Source organism: Phreatobacter sp. (assembly GCF_022843985.1).
Lineage (GTDB): Bacteria > Pseudomonadota > Alphaproteobacteria > Rhizobiales > Phreatobacteraceae > Phreatobacter.
This window is the reverse complement of record NZ_JALHMP010000037.1, coordinates 19,328-37,942: the sequence shown is the minus strand read 5'-3', so window position 1 is coordinate 37,942 and position 18,615 is coordinate 19,328. Positions and strand designations below refer to the sequence as shown.

Annotated in this window: 18 protein-coding genes; 15 read left to right on the top strand and 3 right to left on the bottom strand. The window is 69.5% G+C overall.

Going from position 1 to position 18,615, the window contains the following annotated elements; genetic code table 11:
* Positions 1-518 precede the first annotated feature (518 nt).
* From lpxC to Q0C57_RS19230, 7 genes are all read left to right on the top strand, one after another.
* A complete protein-coding gene (gene lpxC, locus Q0C57_RS19260) occupies positions 519-1,451 on the top strand; it encodes a UDP-3-O-acyl-N-acetylglucosamine deacetylase (RefSeq protein ID WP_296579006.1) in 933 nt (310 codons plus the stop codon).
* A 135-nt stretch (positions 1,452-1,586) separates the two neighbouring features.
* A complete protein-coding gene (locus Q0C57_RS19255; RefSeq protein WP_296578996.1) occupies positions 1,587-2,498 on the top strand; it encodes an outer membrane protein assembly factor BamD in 912 nt (303 codons plus the stop codon).
* 103 nt (positions 2,499-2,601) lie between these two features.
* Positions 2,602-4,257: a DNA repair protein RecN gene (gene recN, locus Q0C57_RS19250; protein ID WP_296578993.1), complete on the top strand. Its 1,656-nt coding sequence runs from the start codon at positions 2,602-2,604 to the stop codon at positions 4,255-4,257.
* Positions 4,258-4,299: 42 nt separating this feature from the next.
* Complete coding sequence (locus Q0C57_RS19245) at positions 4,300-5,031, top strand: hypothetical protein (RefSeq protein WP_296578991.1); 732 nt, start codon at positions 4,300-4,302, stop codon at positions 5,029-5,031.
* A gap of 133 nt (positions 5,032-5,164) precedes the next feature.
* The gene (gene ligA, locus Q0C57_RS19240; protein WP_296578988.1) at positions 5,165-7,294 is read left to right on the top strand and encodes an NAD-dependent DNA ligase LigA; all 2,130 of its coding nucleotides are present in this window, start codon (positions 5,165-5,167) and stop codon (positions 7,292-7,294) included.
* Positions 7,295-7,460: 166 nt separating this feature from the next.
* Positions 7,461-7,694, top strand: a complete 234-nt coding sequence (locus Q0C57_RS19235; protein WP_296578986.1) for a hypothetical protein — start codon at positions 7,461-7,463, stop codon at positions 7,692-7,694.
* A gap of 88 nt (positions 7,695-7,782) precedes the next feature.
* A complete protein-coding gene (locus tag Q0C57_RS19230) occupies positions 7,783-7,944 on the top strand; it encodes a hypothetical protein (protein ID WP_296578983.1) in 162 nt (53 codons plus the stop codon).
* 16 nt (positions 7,945-7,960) lie between these two features.
* Here Q0C57_RS19230 and Q0C57_RS19225 read toward each other — a convergent pair whose 3' ends face one another.
* A complete protein-coding gene (locus Q0C57_RS19225) occupies positions 7,961-8,467 on the bottom strand; it encodes a thioesterase family protein (RefSeq protein WP_296578980.1) in 507 nt (168 codons plus the stop codon).
* A gap of 186 nt (positions 8,468-8,653) precedes the next feature.
* Here Q0C57_RS19225 and Q0C57_RS19220 point away from each other — a divergent pair, with 186 nt between their 5' ends.
* On the top strand, positions 8,654-10,051 hold the full coding sequence (locus tag Q0C57_RS19220; protein WP_296578977.1) for an FAD-linked oxidase C-terminal domain-containing protein: 1,398 nt from the start codon (positions 8,654-8,656) through the stop codon (positions 10,049-10,051).
* Between the two features lie 20 nt (positions 10,052-10,071).
* On the opposite strand, the gene Q0C57_RS19215 is transcribed toward Q0C57_RS19220, so the two are convergent.
* Entirely contained in the window at positions 10,072-10,329 is a 258-nt protein-coding gene (locus tag Q0C57_RS19215) for a GNAT family N-acetyltransferase (RefSeq protein WP_296578974.1), read from the bottom strand.
* A 169-nt stretch (positions 10,330-10,498) separates the two neighbouring features.
* Between Q0C57_RS19215 and Q0C57_RS19210 the strand changes: the two genes are divergently transcribed.
* Entirely contained in the window at positions 10,499-11,104 is a 606-nt protein-coding gene (locus tag Q0C57_RS19210) for a hypothetical protein (RefSeq protein WP_296578972.1), read from the top strand.
* Here the strand turns inward: Q0C57_RS19210 and Q0C57_RS19205 are convergent.
* On the bottom strand, positions 11,101-11,412 hold the full coding sequence (locus Q0C57_RS19205; RefSeq protein WP_296578968.1) for a hypothetical protein: 312 nt from the start codon (positions 11,410-11,412) through the stop codon (positions 11,101-11,103). The two genes, Q0C57_RS19210 and Q0C57_RS19205, sit on opposite strands and share 4 nt — an antisense overlap.
* Positions 11,413-11,702: 290 nt before the next feature.
* Here Q0C57_RS19205 and Q0C57_RS19200 point away from each other — a divergent pair, with 290 nt between their 5' ends.
* From Q0C57_RS19200 to Q0C57_RS19175, 6 genes are all read left to right on the top strand, one after another.
* Positions 11,703-12,701 (top strand): TRAP transporter substrate-binding protein, encoded by a 999-nt coding sequence (locus tag Q0C57_RS19200; protein WP_296578965.1) that lies wholly within the window; start codon positions 11,703-11,705, stop codon positions 12,699-12,701.
* A complete protein-coding gene (locus tag Q0C57_RS19195) occupies positions 12,701-14,740 on the top strand; it encodes a HAMP domain-containing sensor histidine kinase (protein WP_296578963.1) in 2,040 nt (679 codons plus the stop codon). The genes Q0C57_RS19200 and Q0C57_RS19195 overlap by 1 nt, the downstream gene beginning before the upstream one ends.
* A complete protein-coding gene (locus Q0C57_RS19190; RefSeq protein WP_296578960.1) occupies positions 14,737-16,515 on the top strand; it encodes a DUF3369 domain-containing protein in 1,779 nt (592 codons plus the stop codon). Before Q0C57_RS19195 ends, Q0C57_RS19190 begins: the two co-directional genes overlap by 4 nt.
* Positions 16,512-17,234, top strand: a complete 723-nt coding sequence (locus tag Q0C57_RS19185; RefSeq protein WP_296578957.1) for a response regulator — start codon at positions 16,512-16,514, stop codon at positions 17,232-17,234. The genes Q0C57_RS19190 and Q0C57_RS19185 overlap by 4 nt, the downstream gene beginning before the upstream one ends.
* Before the next feature lie 258 nt (positions 17,235-17,492).
* Positions 17,493-17,819, top strand: coding sequence for a hypothetical protein (locus Q0C57_RS19180; protein ID WP_296578952.1), 327 nt, complete (start codon positions 17,493-17,495; stop codon positions 17,817-17,819).
* A 33-nt stretch (positions 17,820-17,852) separates the two neighbouring features.
* Positions 17,853-18,437 carry a L,D-transpeptidase gene (locus Q0C57_RS19175; RefSeq protein WP_296578949.1) on the top strand — a complete coding sequence of 195 codons (585 nt, stop codon included), beginning with the start codon at positions 17,853-17,855 and terminating at the stop codon, positions 18,435-18,437.
* Positions 18,438-18,615 lie beyond the last annotated feature (178 nt).

The following is an 18,615-nucleotide window of genomic DNA, read 5'->3' as shown; positions in this document are numbered from 1 at the left end:
CGCTCGCCCAGGCGCCGCGCATGCCGGCCGCGCCCGCCCCGCAGATGCGGCGCGAGCCCACCGGCCTCGATATCCACGGCCGTCCCGCAGCGCCGCAGCAGCGCGTCGACGACGACCATCTGGACATTCCGGCCTTCCTGCGCCGGCAGGCCAACTGAGGCCGCTCGGCCCGGGGGCCGAATTGTTACCAAATCTTGCAGGCAATCAACTTACCCGGGTGTGATCCACCCGGGTAAGTTTTTGTTAACGCGTGGTTTTTATGGTGTTAACACCGTTGCGAGAATGCGTCGGAATTCTGGTAACAGTCGGACACAAACCGTGACTTGGCCCCCTGCGAGGGCCTGTCTATGGTCCCGGCACGACGAGGTTGGGTGAATCGGTGCGGCGACTTGCTTCGCGGCATTCAAAGCCCGGATCGCGCGCCAAGATCCGGTACGGCCGCGTCAGGTCATGAATGGAGCCATCCCGCTCCGACGAGATCTCCCGATCTTGTTGCCGGGTGGCAGAGACGGTCGATGATGAAGACTGCCAGGCAGACGACGCTACGCGACGCGATCCAGCTCGACGGAATCGGCGTCCATTCCGGCGCTGCCGTCTCCGTGACACTGCATCCCGCCGAGGCCGGTGCGGGCATCTCCTTCCTCCGGTCCGACCAGGACCATGCCGAAATCGCCGCCGTCTTCCGCAACGTTTCCTCGGCCGACCTGTCCACCGTCATCGGCAAGACCGAGCGCGGCGGCGTCGCCACCGTCGAGCATCTGATGGCCGCTCTCGCCGGCCTCGGCATCGACAATTGCCTCGTCGAGGTTGACGGCCCCGAAATGCCGATCCTCGACGGTTCGGCCGCGCCCTTCGTCGCCGCTATCGACCAGGTCGGCATTGCGGCGCTGGATGCGCCCCGCCGCATGGTGAAGGTCCTCAAATCCGTCGTGGTCGAGACCGAGCGTGGCGTCGTCGAGCTCCATCCTTACGAGCGCGGGCTGCGCCTCGAGGTCGAGATCGATTTCGACAATGCCATGATCGGCCGCCAGGTCTTCGGCATGGACCTCGAGCCTGCCGCCTTCCGCCGCGACATCGCCCGCGCCCGCACCTTCGGCTTCATGCAGGATGTCAGCAAGCTCTGGGCCGTCAACAGGGCGCTCGGCGCCTCGCTCGAGAACACCGTGGTCGTCGGTGACGACCGGATCCTCAATCCCGAGGGCCTGCGCTTCCGCGACGAATTCGTCCGGCACAAGCTTCTTGATGCGGTGGGCGACCTGTCGCTCGCCGGTGCGCCGCTGATCGGCCGCTTCCGCTCCTATCGCGGCGGCCACCGCATGAACGTCAAGTTGCTGGAAGCGCTCTTCGCCGATCCGAGCGCCTATGCGATCGTCGACCAGGCGCCCCGGCGCGAGCGCGGTCACGCCGATCTCGGCGTCGCGGTCGCCGCCTATGGGCCGGACGCCAACTGACGCCTTGCCCCAATTGGGCCTCAACTCCGCTTCAGAACGTGGCGACGGGGTGATAGCCCCACCGTGCAAATTCGGTTATGAGCCGTCCCGGGCCCCGGGGCCCGAGTCATAACGTCGAGTGGGAAGGTCGTGACCGTGCAGAAGCATCCCGTGGATGGGCAGCCTTCTCAGCCCCTTTCGGAGCGTCCGGCCCGCAGCGCCTCGTCGCGCGCGGTGATCCTGGCAGCGGTCCTGGCGGTCTCCCTTCCGCTCGGCGCCTGCGCCAACGCCCCGTCCTTCGGCAATCTGTTCGGCGGCAACACCGATTCGGCCAACCTGCCCGACGAACCGGCCGAGAAGCTCTACAACGAGGGCATCGCCCTGCAGAACCGCCGCGACTGGCGGCGTGCCGCGCTCAAGTTCATGGAGATCGACCGCACCCATCCCTATACGGAATGGGCCAAGCGGGCGCTCGTCATGGCCGCCTATTCCTATTACGAGGCGCAGGACTACGAGGAAACGATCAACCAGGCGCGCCGCTATCTCCAGCTGCATCCCGGTTCGAGCGACGCCGCCTATGCCCAGTACCTGATGGGCGCCGCCCAGTATGACCAGATCCCCGACGTCCAGCGCGACCAGACCCGCACCGAGCGCGCCCTCGTCGTTCTCGAGGAGGTCACGCGCAAGTGGCCGCAGTCGGAATATGCCATCGCCGCCCGCCGCAAGGTCGAGGTCGCCCGTGACCAGCTCGCCGGCCGCGAGATGTCGGTCGCCAAATATTACCTCGACCGCCGCCAGTTCGCCGGGGCCATCAACCGCTACCGCACGGTCATTTCGCAGTTCCAGACGACCCGCCATGTCGAGGAGGCCCTCGCCCGCCTCGTCGAGTGCTACATGGCGCTCGGCATCGTCAACGAGGCGCAGACCGCGGCCGCCGTTCTCGGCCACAACTTCCCGGACAGCCAGTGGTACCGCGACAGCTACACGCTGATCCAGGGCCAGGGCCTGACCCCGCGCGAGGATACCGGCTCGTGGATCAGCCGCGCCTTCCGCCGCATCACCGGCTGACCCTTCCGTTCCGTCTCCGTTCGCGTTAAGCCCTTGGGGGCGCGGGACCGGCCGAATCTCTCGGTCCCGCGCCACGTCGCTGCCGGGAGCTCGCGAACCGCCCATGCTCGTCCAGCTTTCGATCCGCGACATCGTCCTGATCGACCGGCTCGATCTGACCTTCGCCGAGGGTCTCTCCGTGCTCACCGGCGAGACCGGCGCCGGCAAGTCCATTCTCCTCGACGCCACCTCCCTGGCGCTGGGCGCCCGCGGTGACGCCGCCCTCGTCCGCCACGGCCAGGACCAGGGCCAGGTGACGGCGGTGTTCGACGTGCCGCTCGCCCATCCCGCCCGCCGCATCGCCGCCGAGGCCGATATCGACACCGAAGGCGACATGATCCTCCGGCGCGTCCAGCTCGCCGACGGCCGCACCCGCGCCTTCGTCAACGACCAGGCCGTCAGCGTCCAGGTGCTGCGCGCCATCGGCGGGGCGCTGGTGGAGATCCACGGCCAGCATGCCGACCGGGCGCTGATCGAGGCCGAGAGCCATCGCGGTGTGGTCGATGCTTTCGGTGGCCTCGCCGGGGCTGTGGAGGCGGTGCGCGCCGCCTGGAAGGGCTGGCGAGACGCCCGCAAGGCGGTTGACGAGGCGCAGGCCCGCCTCGCCAAGGCCCGCGCCGACGGCGATTTCCTGCGCCTGGCGGTGGAGGAACTGTCCCGGCTGAAGCCCGCACCGGGCGAGGAGGCCGACCTCGCCGCCCGCCGGCAGGAGATGATGGCCTCCGAGAAGATCGCCTCGGACCTCTCCGAGGCCATGGACGTGCTGGCCGGACCGGCTTCCGCCGTCCCCTCGCTGGCCGCCGCCTGGCGCCGGCTGGAGCGCCGCGCCGGCCAGGCGCCGGCCCTGGTCGAGCCCATCGTCCGGGCCTTCGGCGAGGCGCTCGACCGGATCGAGGATGCAAGGGCCGCGGTCGAGGCCGCCCAGCGTGCCGCCGAGTTCGACCCGCGCGAACTCGAGCGCATCGAGGAGCGGCTCTTCGCGCTGCGCGCCGCCTCGCGCAAATATGCCGTCCCGGTCGAGGGGCTCGCCGATCTCGCCGCCCGCTACCTCGCCGATGTCGCGGCGCTGGATGCCGGCGAGGACCGGCTGGTGGCGCTGGACAAGGCCGCCGGCGCCGCCGAGGCCGCCTATGGCAAGGCCGCGGCCGCCCTCTCCGCCAAGCGCAAGGCCGCGGCGGCGCGGCTCGATGCCGCCGTCAATGCCGAACTCGGGCCGCTGAAGCTCGACCGCGCCCGCTTCATGACCGAACATGCCGCCGACGGATCCGGCGCCGAGGGCATCGACCGGCTGGAATTCTGGGTCCAGACCAATCCCGGCACCCGGCCCGGGCCGATGATGAAGGTCGCCTCGGGCGGCGAACTCTCGCGCTTCATGCTGGCGCTCAAGGTGGTGCTCGCCGATCAGGGCTCGGCGCCGACCCTGGTCTTCGACGAGATCGACACCGGTGTCGGCGGTGCGGTGGCCGATGCCATCGGCCAGCGCCTCGCCCGCCTCGGCGGCAAGTTCCAGGTGCTTTCGGTCACCCATGCCCCGCAGGTCGCGGCCAAGGCGACGCGCCACTATCTCATCGCCAAGGAGACCATGGGCCAGCGCGTCGCCACCCGCGTCAGGCCGCTCGGCTTCGAGCTGCGCCGCGAGGAACTGGCCCGCATGCTGGCCGGCGAGACCATCACCGACGAGGCCCGCGCCGCCGCCGAGAAGCTGCTCACCGTCGGATGAGCCGTCATCGGATTGCCGGCTTTGGCGCGTGATGTCGCTCGCATGACCAGTTTCGGTGCTGCCCGCGCGCTTGCCTTGCCGCTCACCCTGATCCCTGCGGTCGGGCTGGCACTGCTGGGGCTTCTCGCGGCCAGCCCCGCCCGCGCCCAGCCCGCCACCGTGACGGAGGCCCTTGCCGCCTGCGCCGCCGTCTCCGACATCCGCGTCGCCGGCTCGACCCTCTGTTTCACCGGCGACATCGACGCCGCCACCGCCGGCCGGGCCGAAACCCTCCTCGCCGGCCGTGGCCTCACCGCCATGGTCGTCACGTCAGACGGCGGCGAGGTCCGGGCGGCGCTGCGCCTTGCCCGCGCCCTGCGCGCCCATGGCCTGCTGCTCGTGGTCAAGGACCACTGCATCTCCTCCTGCGCCAATTTTCTCTTCCCCGCCGCCCGCACCAAGGCGGTGGCGCCGGAGAGCCTGCTCATCTTCCATGGCGGCATCGCGCCTGGCGCCTTTGGCGGCTTGTTCGGTGGCGGGGAGGAGCGCGCGCTCCTGGCCGAGACCCGCGCCTTCTTCAGCGAGATCGGCGTCGACGGCGCCATCACCTATGACCCGCCCTGGCGGCGCGACCCGCGCTCCGGCCTGCGCGAACTCGCGGAGGAATGGACCGCGACCCCGGCGGCGCTGGCCCGCCGCGGCATCATCGGCATCGTCGCGATGTGGTGGCCCTCCCACGAGGCCGTGATCCGCCGGGCGGCGGTCCAGGGCATCAGGCTCGGCATCGTCGACTGAGCTGCTGCCAATCCCGGACTTGCCCTGAGGCCCCCGGGCTCTATCGTTCCCGGCAGCGCCCGATCACGCTGGATGTCCGCTTCGCCAGCGGGCATGACGGGCAGGCGCTTCCGCCGATTCCGCCGAGTTCGTCATGTCGCGATCCCCCGTCTCCGCCACTCCCGTTGCGAATCTCACAGCCGACGCGGCCCGGCTCGAACACGAGCGTCTCGCCGAGGCCATCGCCGAGGCCGACCGCCAGTACTACCAGGATGACGCGCCGACCTTGACGGACGCCGACTATGACGATCTCCGCCGCCGCTACGAGGCGCTGGAGGCCACCTTTCCCACCCTGAAGACCGCCGACAGCCTGTCCGAGAGGGTCGGCGCGGCGCCGGCCGGCAAATTCGGCAAGGTCACCCATGCCGTTCCCATGCTGTCGCTGTCCAACGCCTTCGCCGACGCCGAGGTCGCCGACTTCGTCGGCCGCGTGCGCCGCTTCCTCGGCCTTGACGCCGATGCGCCCGTGGCCATGACCGCCGAGCCGAAGATCGACGGCCTGTCCTGCTCGCTGCGCTATGTCGCGGGCAGGCTCGCCGTCGCGGCGACGCGCGGCGACGGCGCGGTCGGCGAGGACGTCACCGCCAATATCCGCACCATCCACGAGATCCCGCAGGTCCTGGAAGGGGCTCCCGAGGTGCTGGAGGTGCGCGGCGAGGTCTATCTCAGCCACGCCGACTTCCGCGCCATCAATGCACGCCAGGCGGAGCGGGGGTTGCCGCCCTTCGCCAATCCGCGCAATGCCGCCGCCGGGTCCCTGCGCCAGCTCGACCCCGAGATCACGCGCCAGCGGCCGCTGCGCTTCTTCGCCTATGCCTGGGGGGAGATCAGCCCGGCCCGTCCCCGCGACACCCAGTCCGGCATGGTCGCCTGGTTCCGCGCCCTCGGCTTCCCCACCAATCCGCTCACCGTGGTCTGCGACAGCGCCGAGGCGCTCCTCGCCCATTACCGGCTGATCGAGGAGAAGCGCGCCACCCTCGGCTATGACATCGACGGCGTCGTCTACAAGGTCGACAGCCTCGACCTGCAGGCCCGCCTCGGCTTCGTCTCGCGCTCGCCGCGCTGGGCCGTCGCCCACAAATTCGCCGCCGAGAAGGCGACGACCATCCTCGAGGCGATCGATATCCAGGTCGGCCGCACCGGCGCGCTGACGCCCGTGGCCAAGCTGCGCCCGGTGACGGTGGGCGGCGTCGTCGTCTCCAACGCCACGCTGCACAACGAGGACTACATCAAGGGCGTCGGCACCGACGGCGGGCGCTTCCGCGAGCACGACATCCGCGTCGGCGATACGGTCATCGTCCAGCGCGCCGGCGATGTCATCCCGCAGGTGCTGGACGTGGTCATCGACAAGCGGCCGGAGGATGCGAAACCCTATGCCTTCCCCACCACCTGCCCGGCCTGCGGCAGCCCGGCCATCCGCGAGGCGGGGGAGGCCGTCCGCCGCTGCACCGGCGGCTTCGCCTGTTCGGCACAGGCGGTGGAGCGACTGCGCCATGTCGTCTCCCGCCGCGTCTTCGACATCGAAGGCCTCGGTGCCGAGCGGCTGCCCTTCTTCTTCGCCGACCCCGACCTGCCCATCCGCGAGCCGGCCGACATCTTCACCCTGGCGCGGCGCGACGGCGAGAACCTGAAGAAGCTGAAGGACAAGGAGGGCTTCGGCGCCCTCTCGGCGAAGAACCTGTTCGACGCCATCGAGGCGAGCCGCACGGTGGCCCTCGACCGCCTGATCGCGGCCTTGGGCATCCGCCATGTCGGCGAGACGACGGCGCGTGTCCTCGCCCGCGCCTACGGCACCTGGCAGGCCTTCCACGACGCGGCGGTGCGCCTCGCCGAGGGCGATGCCGAGACCCGCGCCGAACTCGATTCCCTCGACCAGATCGGCGATGCGGTGATCGATGCCTTGGCGGCCTTCTTCGCCGAGCCGCGCAACCGCGCCATGGTCGAGCGCCTGGTCGCCCAACTGACGGTGGAGGCGGCCGAGAGGCCCAAGGCCGACACCCCCGTCGCCGGCAAGACCGTGGTCTTCACCGGCGCCCTGGAGAAGATGACCCGCGACGAGGCCAAGGCCATGGCCGAGCGACTTGGTGCCAAGGTCGCCGGCTCGGTGTCGAAGAAGACGGACTATGTCGTCGCAGGCCCCGGCGCGGGCTCCAAGCTCGACAAGGCGCGCGACCTGGGGGTCACCGTCATGACCGAGGACGAATGGTTCGAGCTTGTGAAATAATCTTGCGAATCCAGATCGTTAACAGTTCGTTTTCACAAGCCATGCGCGGAATGCAAGGCTGATTGTGCATTGCACCATCTTGAAAAATCGCTGCACTGCAACAAAATGGGGACGTGTAAAGGGAGGAAGCCTCGAGGTCGTCCGCTCTTTCAGAGGAGAGACCACCATGGCTACCATTGCACTCGACAAGATCACGTCCGCCGCCCCGGCCGAGAAGGCCACGGGCAAGCGCGGCTTCTGGGGTTCCCTCTACGACGCCGTCGTCGAGGCCCAGGAACTGCGCGCCGCCACCTATGTCAACGGCTATCTGGCCCATCTGTCGGACGAGGAACTCGCCGGCCACGGCCTGACCCGCGACCAGATGGTCCGTCGCACCCGAAGCATGATGGCGACCGGCTGAGGGTCGCCAGCCCCGAGCACGACGAGGCCGGTCCTGCCGCTGCCGGACCGGCCGTCGCCGCCGTCCCCGACGCCCCGTGGAGGGCACCATGGTCTTCGCCACTGTCGCGCGCTACCTGAACGCCTATCGTCGCCGCCGCGCCGAGCGCATGGCGCGAGAAGCCCAGACCGTCGTCTCGGCCGACGAAGTGCGGCGCGCCGGCATCCTGACGACGCTCGGCGGCGCCTACACCCTGCCCTTCGCCCGCTGAGGGCGCCGCGCCGTCGTCACGTCGGCTTGCGCCGGATGCCGATCACCTGACCGACGCCTTCCGGCCGCTCCCGGCCCTGGCTGTCCCGATGCCAGGCCTCGAGCCTTGCCATGATGTCGTCCGGGAAGGGGGCCGGCTTGCGCGTCGCCATGTCGATGTGGATCGAGATCGATTCCATCGTCGCCGACAGCCAGCGCTCCTCGGCATGGATCAGCTCCATCCAGTAGTGGATCCGCTTGGCGTCGACATCGAGGATGCGGATGCGAACCTGGACGGGGTCTGTCAGCTGCACCTCGCGCAGGTAGCGCACATGCAGCTCCATGGCGAAGAAGCTCATGTTGCGCGTGCGTACATAGCTTTCGGACAGGCCGATCCGCTCGAACAGCATGTCCAGCCCCTCGTCGAAGAGCTTGACGTAGAAGGCGACGTTCACGTGGCCGTTGTAGTCGATCATCTCCGGGCGGACGGCCATCCGCGGGGTGATCGCAAGGCCCGTGTCGGGGCAGAGGTCGAACTGGGTCATGACTCCCGCTTAGCCGAAGCCGGCCGGCCCGGGCAATCGCCCGGCCGGGGGAGGGGATGCGCCCCTGACGCATGAACGCGTCCGGGAAGCATTGTCGCAAGGGGGGCCGTCCCACACTTTGCCTTGGCCGCGCCAGCCCCTAATGTCCCTCACGCTCCGCCGCCGGAGTGACCAGGGATCCACATCATGCCCACCCGTACCCGCCCGAGCCCGGAGACCGTCGCCGCCGTGGTCGCCGAACTGCAGGCCCGCTTCGGCAACCGGGCTGTCACGTCGCAGGCGGTGCGCCAGCAGCACGCCCATACCCTCACCTGGATCGAGAACCAGCCGCCGGACGTCGTCGTCTTCGCCGAGACCACCGAGGACTGCGTCGCGGTGATGAGGATCGCCGCCGCCCATGACGTGCCGGTCATTCCCTTCGGCACGGGTTCCTCGCTGGAAGGCCATGTCAACGCGCCCTTCGGCGGCATCTCCCTCGACACCTCGCTGATGAAGCGGATCATCGCCGTCCATGCCGAGGATCTCGATGTGGTGGTCGAGCCCGGCGTCACCCGCAAGCAGCTCAACGAATATCTCCGCGACATGGGCCTGTTCTTCCCCATCGACCCCGGCGCCGACGCCTCCATCGGCGGCATGACGGCGACCCGCGCCTCCGGCACCAATGCGGTGCGCTACGGCACGATGAAGGACAATGTCATCGCCCTCGAGGTGGTGCTGCCGAACGGCGAGGTGATCGACACCGCGCGCCGCGCCCGCAAGACCTCCGCCGGCTATGATCTCACCCGCCTCTTCGTCGGCTCCGAGGGCACGCTCGGGGTGATCACCAAGGTCACCCTGAAACTGCACGGCATCCCCGAGGCGATCTCGGCGGCCACCTGCTCCTTCCCGACGGTGAAGGACGCGGCCGACGCCACCATCGTCGCCATCCAGACCGGCATTCCCATGGCCCGGATCGAGCTCCTCGACGAGGTGCAGGTCGGCGCCGTCAACGCCTATTCGAAGCTTTCCCTGCCCGAGAAGCCGCTGCTGCTGCTGGAATTCCACGGCACCGAGGCCGGTGTCGCCGAACAGGTCGAGCGCTTCCGCGCCATCGCCGACGACTATGGCGCCGGCGATTTCCAGTGGGCGGCGCGGGCCGAAGACCGCACGCGGCTGTGGCAGGCCCGCCACGACGCCTACTGGGCGGCGATGGCGCTCCGGCCGGGCTGGAAGGGCCAGTCCTCCGATGTCTGCGTGCCGATCTCGCGCCTCGCCGAGTGCATCGACGCCACCAAGAGGGACATCGAGGCAAGCGGCCTTATCGCCCCCATCGTCGGCCATGTCGGCGACGGCAATTTCCACGTCCTGCCGCTGATGGACGAGAGCGATCCGGCCAGTGTCGCCGCCTGCAAGGCCTTCATGGGCCGCATCGTCGAGCGGGCCCTGGCCATGGAGGGCACCTGCACGGGCGAGCACGGGGTCGGCCAGGGCAAGATGCAATATCTCGCCGCCGAGCATGGCGACGCCGCCCTGGCGCTGATGGCGTCGCTGAAACAGGCCATCGACCCCCGGGGCATCATGAATCCGGGAAAAATGGCGGGCTGAGCCGCGCCTGGGTCCGCTGGTCAGCGCTGGTGACGCCGGAGCCAGCTCGCCGCATAGCCGCAGCGCGGCACGATGGTGCGGTTCTCCGCCCGCGCTGCCGCCACCACCTGCTCCATCAGCCGCCCTGCCGCGCCGGTGCCGCGAAGGGCGGGCTCCGCCTCCACATGGTCGATCACGAGGCGGTCGCCATCGCGGCGGTAGAGGGCGAAGGCCTGGCGGCCGTCGACATCGAGTTCGAACCGCCCGGCGGCTGTGTCGTCACGGAACAGATCGGCCATCGTCTTCGTCTCCCGGGCAGTGTCAGCCTGTCGATATGGGCCCGTCGGCGGCCGCTGGCCCTCGCGATCCTGCAAGTCTGGCCTGCGGGCTGTCCAGGACCCGGTCTCATCGCGTCCTGCGACCTCCTGGCGGGTTGTCTCGCCCCCCGGCGACACTACGTTCTGGTTCATGAAAGCCATTGCGGTCCTGACGGCCCTTCTTGCCGGCCTCATCCTGTCACCCGCCGCCAGCGCAAACGATGCCGCCCTGCCGGACGCCGTCAGGCGCTGCGGCGCGATCGCCAAGGAGGCGGAACGGCTCGCCTGTTTCGACGGGCTCGCCGCCGGCCTGGCGGCTCCAGCCGCCCAGGGCACCGTCACCCTCGGCCGCTGGCAGGTCACCACGTCCACCGGCCCGTCCGGCCGCGTCATCGTCGCCGACCAGCGGCCGCTGGAGCCCTGGGGCGAGGAGAGCATCATCCTGCGCATCACCTGTCGCAACGACCGTGTCGCCATGTCCGTCGGCCGCGACGGCCCCGTCATGGCCTCGGCGACGGTCTTCGCCACGATGCGTATCAATGATCGCCTCGCGCCGAGCGACATCTGGCAGGGGACCCGCAACCTGCACGAGGCGCTGTTCCCCGGGGACGTGCGCGAGTTCCTCGCGCGCCTGCCGGCGACCGGTACCCTGGCCATCCGCCTCGAGGGCTCCCGGCGCTGGCGCTTCGAGGGCACCTACCAGCTCGACGGCATCGCCGAGATTCGCCAGCAGCTGCTGGCTGCCTGTTCACGCTAGAAGGCGCAGCCGAAGGGTTCGAGGCCACGGCGCATCTGCTCGCCCTGGGTGCGGCAGATCGCTTCCAGCTGCTGGCGGGTCTGCGGGTCCTGGGCGAGCGAGCGCCAGGTCGTGCGCAACTGCGCCACCTGCTGGGCGAAGGTGACCCGATGGGTTGCCGGAACCTTGGTGGTGACGCAGACCTCGTAGCTGGTGATGAAGCGGTCACATTCCGGGATCCCGATATCCTCCTGGGCGAGGGCCGCGCCCCCGCTGTGAAGTCCTGCCGCCAGGGCGATGACGACGGCAAGTGTCCGGAGCTGTGTCATGCGCAATCTCCTGCTGCCGCTCACGGCGGAGCGGGCGCAGCCGCTGCCGGCCGCACCCTCGATCGCAGCGATGATCGGCCGGGGCGGTTTCGGCGCGATGTCGCCCGCACCTTCCCGGCGGCGACAACCTGGGCTCGCTGCGACACGCAAAAGAAACAATGCCGTCGTCTTCACCATGCCCGCATGCCGCCGCGCCTCGTCCCGACCGGCGATGGCGAAGGGGCGGTGATCTGTGGCATGATTTTCCGGAGGGAGCCCCCGGCGGCGCCCGCAACGCGCAAGGGCTCGGCATGGGCGGGATGTTCGCCATCGCGACAGGAAGGGCGGCGGCACTCGCGCTGGCCTGCCTTCTGGCGCTGTGGCCTGCCGGCGACCTCGCGGCGCGTGAGTTTCGCGTCGCCGACACCCAGCCCGCCGACTACCCGACGGTGAAGGCCCTCGAGCTGATGGGCGCGCTCATCGCCGAGCGCACCGGCGGCCGACACCGTCTGCGCATCTTCCATTCCCGGCAGCTCGGTGAGGAGAAGGAGACGATCGAGCAGACGCGCATCGGCGCCATCGACATCAACCGCACCAATGTCGCGCCGCTGGCGAGCTTCATCCCCGAGGCCAATATCCTCGCCTTGCCCTTCCTGTTCAGCTCTGTCGAACACCTGCACCGGGTCCTTGACGGCCCGGTTGGCGACGACATCCTCGCCGGATTCGAACGCTACGGCCTGATCGGCCTTGCCTTCTACGATTCCGGTGCCCGGTCGATCTATAATTCCGTCAGGCCGATCCGCAGGGTCGAGGACCTCAAGGGCCTGCGCATCCGGGTGCAGCAGTCCGACATGATGGTCGAGATGATGCGGGCCCTCGGTGCCGAGCCGGTGGCCCTGCCCTATGGCCAGGTCAGCGTCAGCCTCGTCACGGGTCTCATCCAGGGCGCCGAGAACAACTGGCCGTCCTATGTCACCACCGACCATTACCGGGCGGCACGCCACATCACGCTCACCGAACATACGATGAGCCCGGAGGTCCTGGTGGTTTCGCGCAAGGCCTGGGACGAACTCTCCGCGGCCGACCGCGACATCTTCCGCGCCGCCGCCCGCGCCTCGGCCCGCGCCATGCGCGAACAATGGCTGAAGCTCGAACAGACCTCGCGTCGCCAGGCCGAGGCGGCGGGGGTCACCGTGGTCACCCTGGAGGACCGCGACAGCTTCGAGCAGGCGGTGCGGCCCATCGTCCAACGCTTTTCCGCCGATCCGCCGCTCGCCGCGCTGGTGGCGCGCATCCGCCAGGCCCGCTGATGGATGCGACGACCGCACGACGGGTGATGGTCCGGCCGGCGCTGCGGACGATCCGCGGCCGCCTCGACCGGGCCTCCGAGCAGTTGCGGCGCATCCCGGTGCGCTGGCGCATTGTCACCGTCGTCATCCTCAACCTCGCCTTCATCACCCTCCTCATGCTGCTGATCGCCTCCGGCGCAAGGGCCATCCGCTCGGCCTGGGGAGACCTGCAGGAGGCGCGCCGCATCGACCGCCTGCTGGCCGCCATCGAGAATGATGCGGGGCGTCTGCAGACCCTCATCCACCGCTATTTCGCCCTGCCCAACGAGACGGTGCTGAACGAGATCGAGCAGCGCCGCAGGGCGCTCCTGGCAAAGCTTGCCATCGAGCAGGAGATCGACCTCGCGCTGCAGAATCCGGCCCGCTCGGTCACCAGCGTCACCGAGCGATTCATGCTGGGCTTCGACGAGTTGCGCAGCGTGCGCGAGACGATTTCCTCCATCTACGAGAACGAGATCCGCAAGCCGGCCAGCGAACTCTCGCAGCTCTATGCCGTGGTCGAGACGGCCATGGCCGACCGGGCCGCCCTGGTCGGGCCCTCGCTCGGCAAATCGCGCGAGGCCTTCTCCGTCTTCCTCGTCGCCATCAACGACTATTACCTGACCCAGTCCGTCCAGGCGCAGCGTGACGCCTCGCGGTCGATCGAGGTGATCCAGCAGACGGCACCGGTCATGGTCGATCTTGCCGAGACCGATTTCCAGCGCGCCGCGCTGACGACGCTCGCCCAGCGCACCAATGCGCTGCGGGCCGGATTCGGCCGGATGATCCAGGTTCTCGGCATGCAGAACCGCCTGCTCCAGGTCGAGATCGACGGCAACCAGGCGGTGATGGCGACGGTGATCCAGGAGGTGGCCGATCGCGTGCGCGCCAAGGAGGATGCGGCGCAGCAGCGGCTCGACCAGACGCTGCGCATCGTCTTCGTCCAGGCCGCCGGCATTGCCGGCATCTTCCTCGTCATCGCCGCCATCATCTGGACGCTCATAGCCAGGTCCATCCGCGTGCCGCTGGACGACCTCGCCGGCAGCATGAACGCCATTGTCGCCGGCGATCTCGAACGCCCGCCCTCCGGCCTCACCACCACGGACGATATCGGCCGCATGGCGCGGGCGGTGGAGGTGTTCCGCCAGAACGCCATCGAGAAGCAGCGCGCCGAGCAGGACCTCGTCGCTGCCAAGGACCGTGCCGAAACCGCACTCGACCACCTGCGCGAGACGCAGCAGAGCCTGATCGAGGCGGAGAAGCTCGCCGCCCTCGGCGGCCTCGTCGCCGGTGTCGCCCACGAGGTGAACAATCCCATCGGCATTTCGCTGACCGTCGCCTCGACACTGTCGCGGCGCATCGACGAATTCGCCGCCGATGTGGAGCGCGGCGAGCTGCGGCGCTCGCGCCTGACCGAATTCGTCCAGGGCAGCCGCGAGGCCGCCAGCCAGCTCGCGCTCAATCTCCAGCGTGCCGGCGAGATGGTGCAGGCCTTCAAGCAGGTGGCGGTCGACCGCAGCCATGCCGACCGCCGCCATTTCAATCTGGCCGAGGCCACCGACCAGATCGTCGCCAGCCTCAGGCCGACGCTCCGGCGTGCGGCGGTGAAGCTCGAGGTCCATGTGCCGCCCGACATCGTCCTCGACAGCTATCCCGGTCCCTATGGACAGGTGGTCACCAACCTGTTCATCAACGCGCTCACCCATGCCTTTCCGGACGGCCGTGCCGGAACCTTCGTCATCGAGGCCGTGCCGGAAGGCGACCAGGTCGTCATGACCTTCCGCGACGACGGGATGGGGATGAATGCCGAGGTGCAGCGCCAGGCCTATGATCCCTTCTTCACCACGCGGCGCGGGCAGGGGGGCACGGGGCTCGGCCTGAATATCGTCTTCAACATCGTGACACGCCGCCTCGGCGGGCGTATCTCGCTGGCCTCGACGCCGGGCGTCGGCACCAGCTTCCGCATCGTCCTGCCGCTGACTGCGCCGCAGGAACCCGGCGACCGGCAGGAACCCGCATGATGTCCGACCCGCACCAGGATGCGCCGCGACCCGAGGACGACGACGATCTCGTCGCGATCCTCGACGATGGCCCCGGCGACGCCGTCACCGAAGCGGGCCGCTGGAAGGTTGCCATCATCGACGACGACGCCGCGATCCATTCCGGCACCAAATATGCGCTGTCCGACTACCAGCTGGCCGGCCACAGGCTCGACCTCTATTCCGCCTTCTCGGCCGCCGAGGGCCGCGCGCTCCTCGCCCGCCATCCCGACATGGCGGTGGTGCTGCTCGACGTCGTCATGGAGAGCGACGGTGCGGGTCTCGACCTCGTCGAACATATCCGCAAGGAGCTGAAGAACGACACGGTGCGCATCATCCTGCGCACCGGCCAGCCCGGCCAGGCGCCCGAGCGGCAGGTGATCGTCGACTACGACATCAACGACTACAAGGCGAAGACCGAGCTGACCGGCGACAAGCTCTTCACCTCGCTGACCGCCGCCATCCGCTCCTATCAGCAGCTGATGCGCCTGGTGGAGACCCGGCGCGGCCTCGAACTGGTCGTCGAGGCGGCCTCCGAGCTCTTCGATCTGAAATCCATGAGGAAGCTCGCCGCCGGCGTCCTCACCCAGATCGCCGGGCTCGTCCAGGCCTCCTGCGAGGGCCTCCTGGTCCTGCGCGAGGAGCGCCGCGCCCATTTCGCCGTGCTGGCCGGCTCCGGCGTCTATGCCCCCTTTGCGGCCGGTGGCGATGGCCCTCTCGACGCCGCCATGGAGCAGCTCGTCCAGCGCGCTTTCGAGCGGCGCCGCCATGCTTTCGAGGCCACCGAGACCGCCCTCTACATCGAGACCGCCAGCGGTCGCGAGGTCGTCGTCGCCTTGACCTCCGACCGGCCCCTGTCGGAGACCGACCAGACCCTGGTCGCCGTCTTCTGCGGCCGCCTCTCCACCGCCTTCGACAATGTCATCCTCTACGAGCAGCTGCAGGCCGCCAATGCCACCCTCGAGCGCCGCGTCGCCGACCGCACCCGTCAGCTCACCCTCGCCAACGAGCGCCTGACGGCCCAGTGGCAGCGCCTGAAGCGCACCAACGACCACAAGGCCGATGTGCTCGGCACCGTCGCCCATGACCTGAAGAACCCGCTCGGCGTCATTCTCGGCCGATCCGAGATGATGAACGAGCTCCTCTGCCTCGACCCGCCCAATATCGACCGCGCCCGCAGCCAGATCGAGCAGATCCGCGCCTCCGTCGCCCGCATGACCTCGATGGTCGATGATCTGATCAACGATGCCATGCTGGATGCGGAGGACATCGTCCTGCGCCTCGCCGATATCGACGCCGCCGCCATCGTCGGCGCGGTGATCGACGCCAATGCGCCGCTGGCCGAACGCAAGGGCCAGATGCTGGTCTATAGCGGCCCGGACGTCCTGCCCGGCCGCGCCGATCCCGACCGGCTGCGGGAAGCCATCGACAACCTCGTCTCCAATGCGGTGAAATATTCCCCGCCCGGCGGACGGATCTGCGTGTCGCTGGCCTCCAGCGAGGCGGGTCACCGTATCGCCGTCAGCGATTCCGGTCCGGGCCTGACGGCGGAGGACGAGCAGCGCCTGTTCGGGCGCTTCCAGCGGCTCTCCGCCAAGCCGACCGGGGGCGAGAGCTCGACCGGCCTCGGCCTGTTCATCTGCCGGCGCATCGTCGAGCTGCATGGCGGCCATATCACCGCGACGGGCCACGGTCCGGGCAAGGGTGCGACCTTTGCCTTCACCCTGCCGCCGCTGGTGCAGCGGGGGCCGTCATGATCGCCGGGCAACTCGTCATCGTCGTCGACGACGAGGCCGCCGCCCGCGACATGGTCGGCGACTACCTGAAGATGCACGGCTTCCGGGTGATGCTCTGCGACGGTGGCGCGGCCCTGCGCCAGGCGATCGAGGCGGAGCGGCCCGCCGTCGTCGTGCTCGACCTCAACATGCCGGGGGAGGACGGGCTCACCATCCTGCGCGACCTGAAGCAGCGGCTGTCCGTGCCGGTGATCATGCTGACCGCCACCGCCAGCCCCGACGATCGCATCGCCGGCCTCGACCTCGGCGCCGACGACTATCTCGCCAAGCCCTGCGAGCTGCGCGAATTGCTGGCGCGGATCCGTGCCCTGCTGCGCCGCGCCGTGGCGCCGGCACGGCCGGCGGGGGCGGGCGGCACCCGCGACCTCGTGCGCTTCGGTACCAAGATCCTCGACCTCGGCGCCCATGTGCTGCGCGACGAGATGGGGATCGATCATCCCCTGACCACCTCGGAGTTCAGCCTGCTCAAGGCCTTTGCCGAGAACCCGCGCCGGGTGCTGTCGCGTGACCGCCTGCTCGATCTCGCCGGCGCCCGCGACCCCGAGGCCTTCGACCGCGCCATTGACGTGCGCATCACCCGCATCCGCCGCAAGATCGAGCCTGACGCCGATGCGCCCGCCTATATCCGCACCGTGCGCGGCGCCGGCTACATGTTTATGCCCGAGGGCGAGACGGGCTGAATCCCGGCCGGCGGAAACAAAGGGCACCCGTCCCGCAACACTCGCCGCGGGATGCCGACACGCGCCCGCAAGGCTTGAAACAGGCCGTGCAACATTGAAACGCGACCCCGCCCCGCGAGACACCGCCACGAAAATCCGCAGCCCTAGGGTCTCTGCAACCCGATGACGCCGGGCGCACCGAGCCGATGAACCTTTTCGGCCGCCGCCACGACACAGAGGGGAGACCGGCCCATGGAGGGCCATGATGGGGGTTGTCGCATGAACCGGATTTCGCAGTTGCTGGCTCTCGGCGGTGTGGCGGCTCTCGGCCTCGCCCTCGCCGTGATGATCGCTCCCGACGGCCGCGCCGCGGTGTCGAGCTCCGCCCTCGCCGTGTCCCACACGGCCGACGACATCGATCACGCCCACAAGGCCTTCGACCAGTTCCGCAACCGCCTCGACGCCGCCCCGCGCCGCGCCGCCCCCCTCGACGGCGACTGCGCCCGCTTCGCCTGGCCGCATATTCCGGTCGCCTGCCAGACCTCGCCGCAGGGCGAGCACCGGCGCCCCGTTCGCCTGGTCGCCCTCGACCAGACCAGCCGCTGATCCACCGCACCGTCCGCCTGCCCGGAGCCCGCCATGAACCGCCGCCTCGTCCTCGCCGCCGCCCTGTCGCTCGCCGCCTCGGGTGCCTCCGCCAATCCGTTCGTCCAGACGATCATGTTCGATCCCGACACGCGCGAACCGCTCGTCGCCCGGCCCCATGCCCCGGCCCGTGCCCCCGCCATCCCGCGCGAGATCGTCGCCTATGACGGCCCCTATGCGCCCGGCACCGTGGTGGTGAACACCGCCGAGCGGCGCCTCTATCTCGTCCTCGCCGACGGCCGCGCCCTGCGCTACGGCATCGGCGTCGGCCGGCCCGGCTTCGAATGGGCCGGCAGCCCCACCATCACCCGCAAGCAGGAATGGCCGGACTGGCGGCCGCCGGTGCAGATGCTGCGCCGCCGCCCCGACCTGCCGCGCTTCATGGCGGGCGGCCCGGACAATCCGCTCGGCGCCCGCGCCCTCTATCTCGGCTCCTCGCTCTACCGGATCCACGGCTCCAACGAGCCGCATACGATCGGCCAGGCCGTCTCCTCCGGCTGCATCCGCATGCTCAACGAGGATGTCATCGACCTCTATGACCGCGTCCGCGTCGGCACCCGTGTGGTCGTCCTGCGCTGAACCCCATCCCTTTGCCGTGCCTGCCGCATGACCTCCACCTGCCCCGACGGCCCCGCCGTCGGGGCTTTTTCGTGTGCCCCGGAACGGCCGCCCGCCGCCGCCGCGCCGGGCCTGTGGATCACCCGGCAGGGGGAGGGTGGACAGCCCCCGCGGGAGCCTCTATAAGCCGGCCCGCACT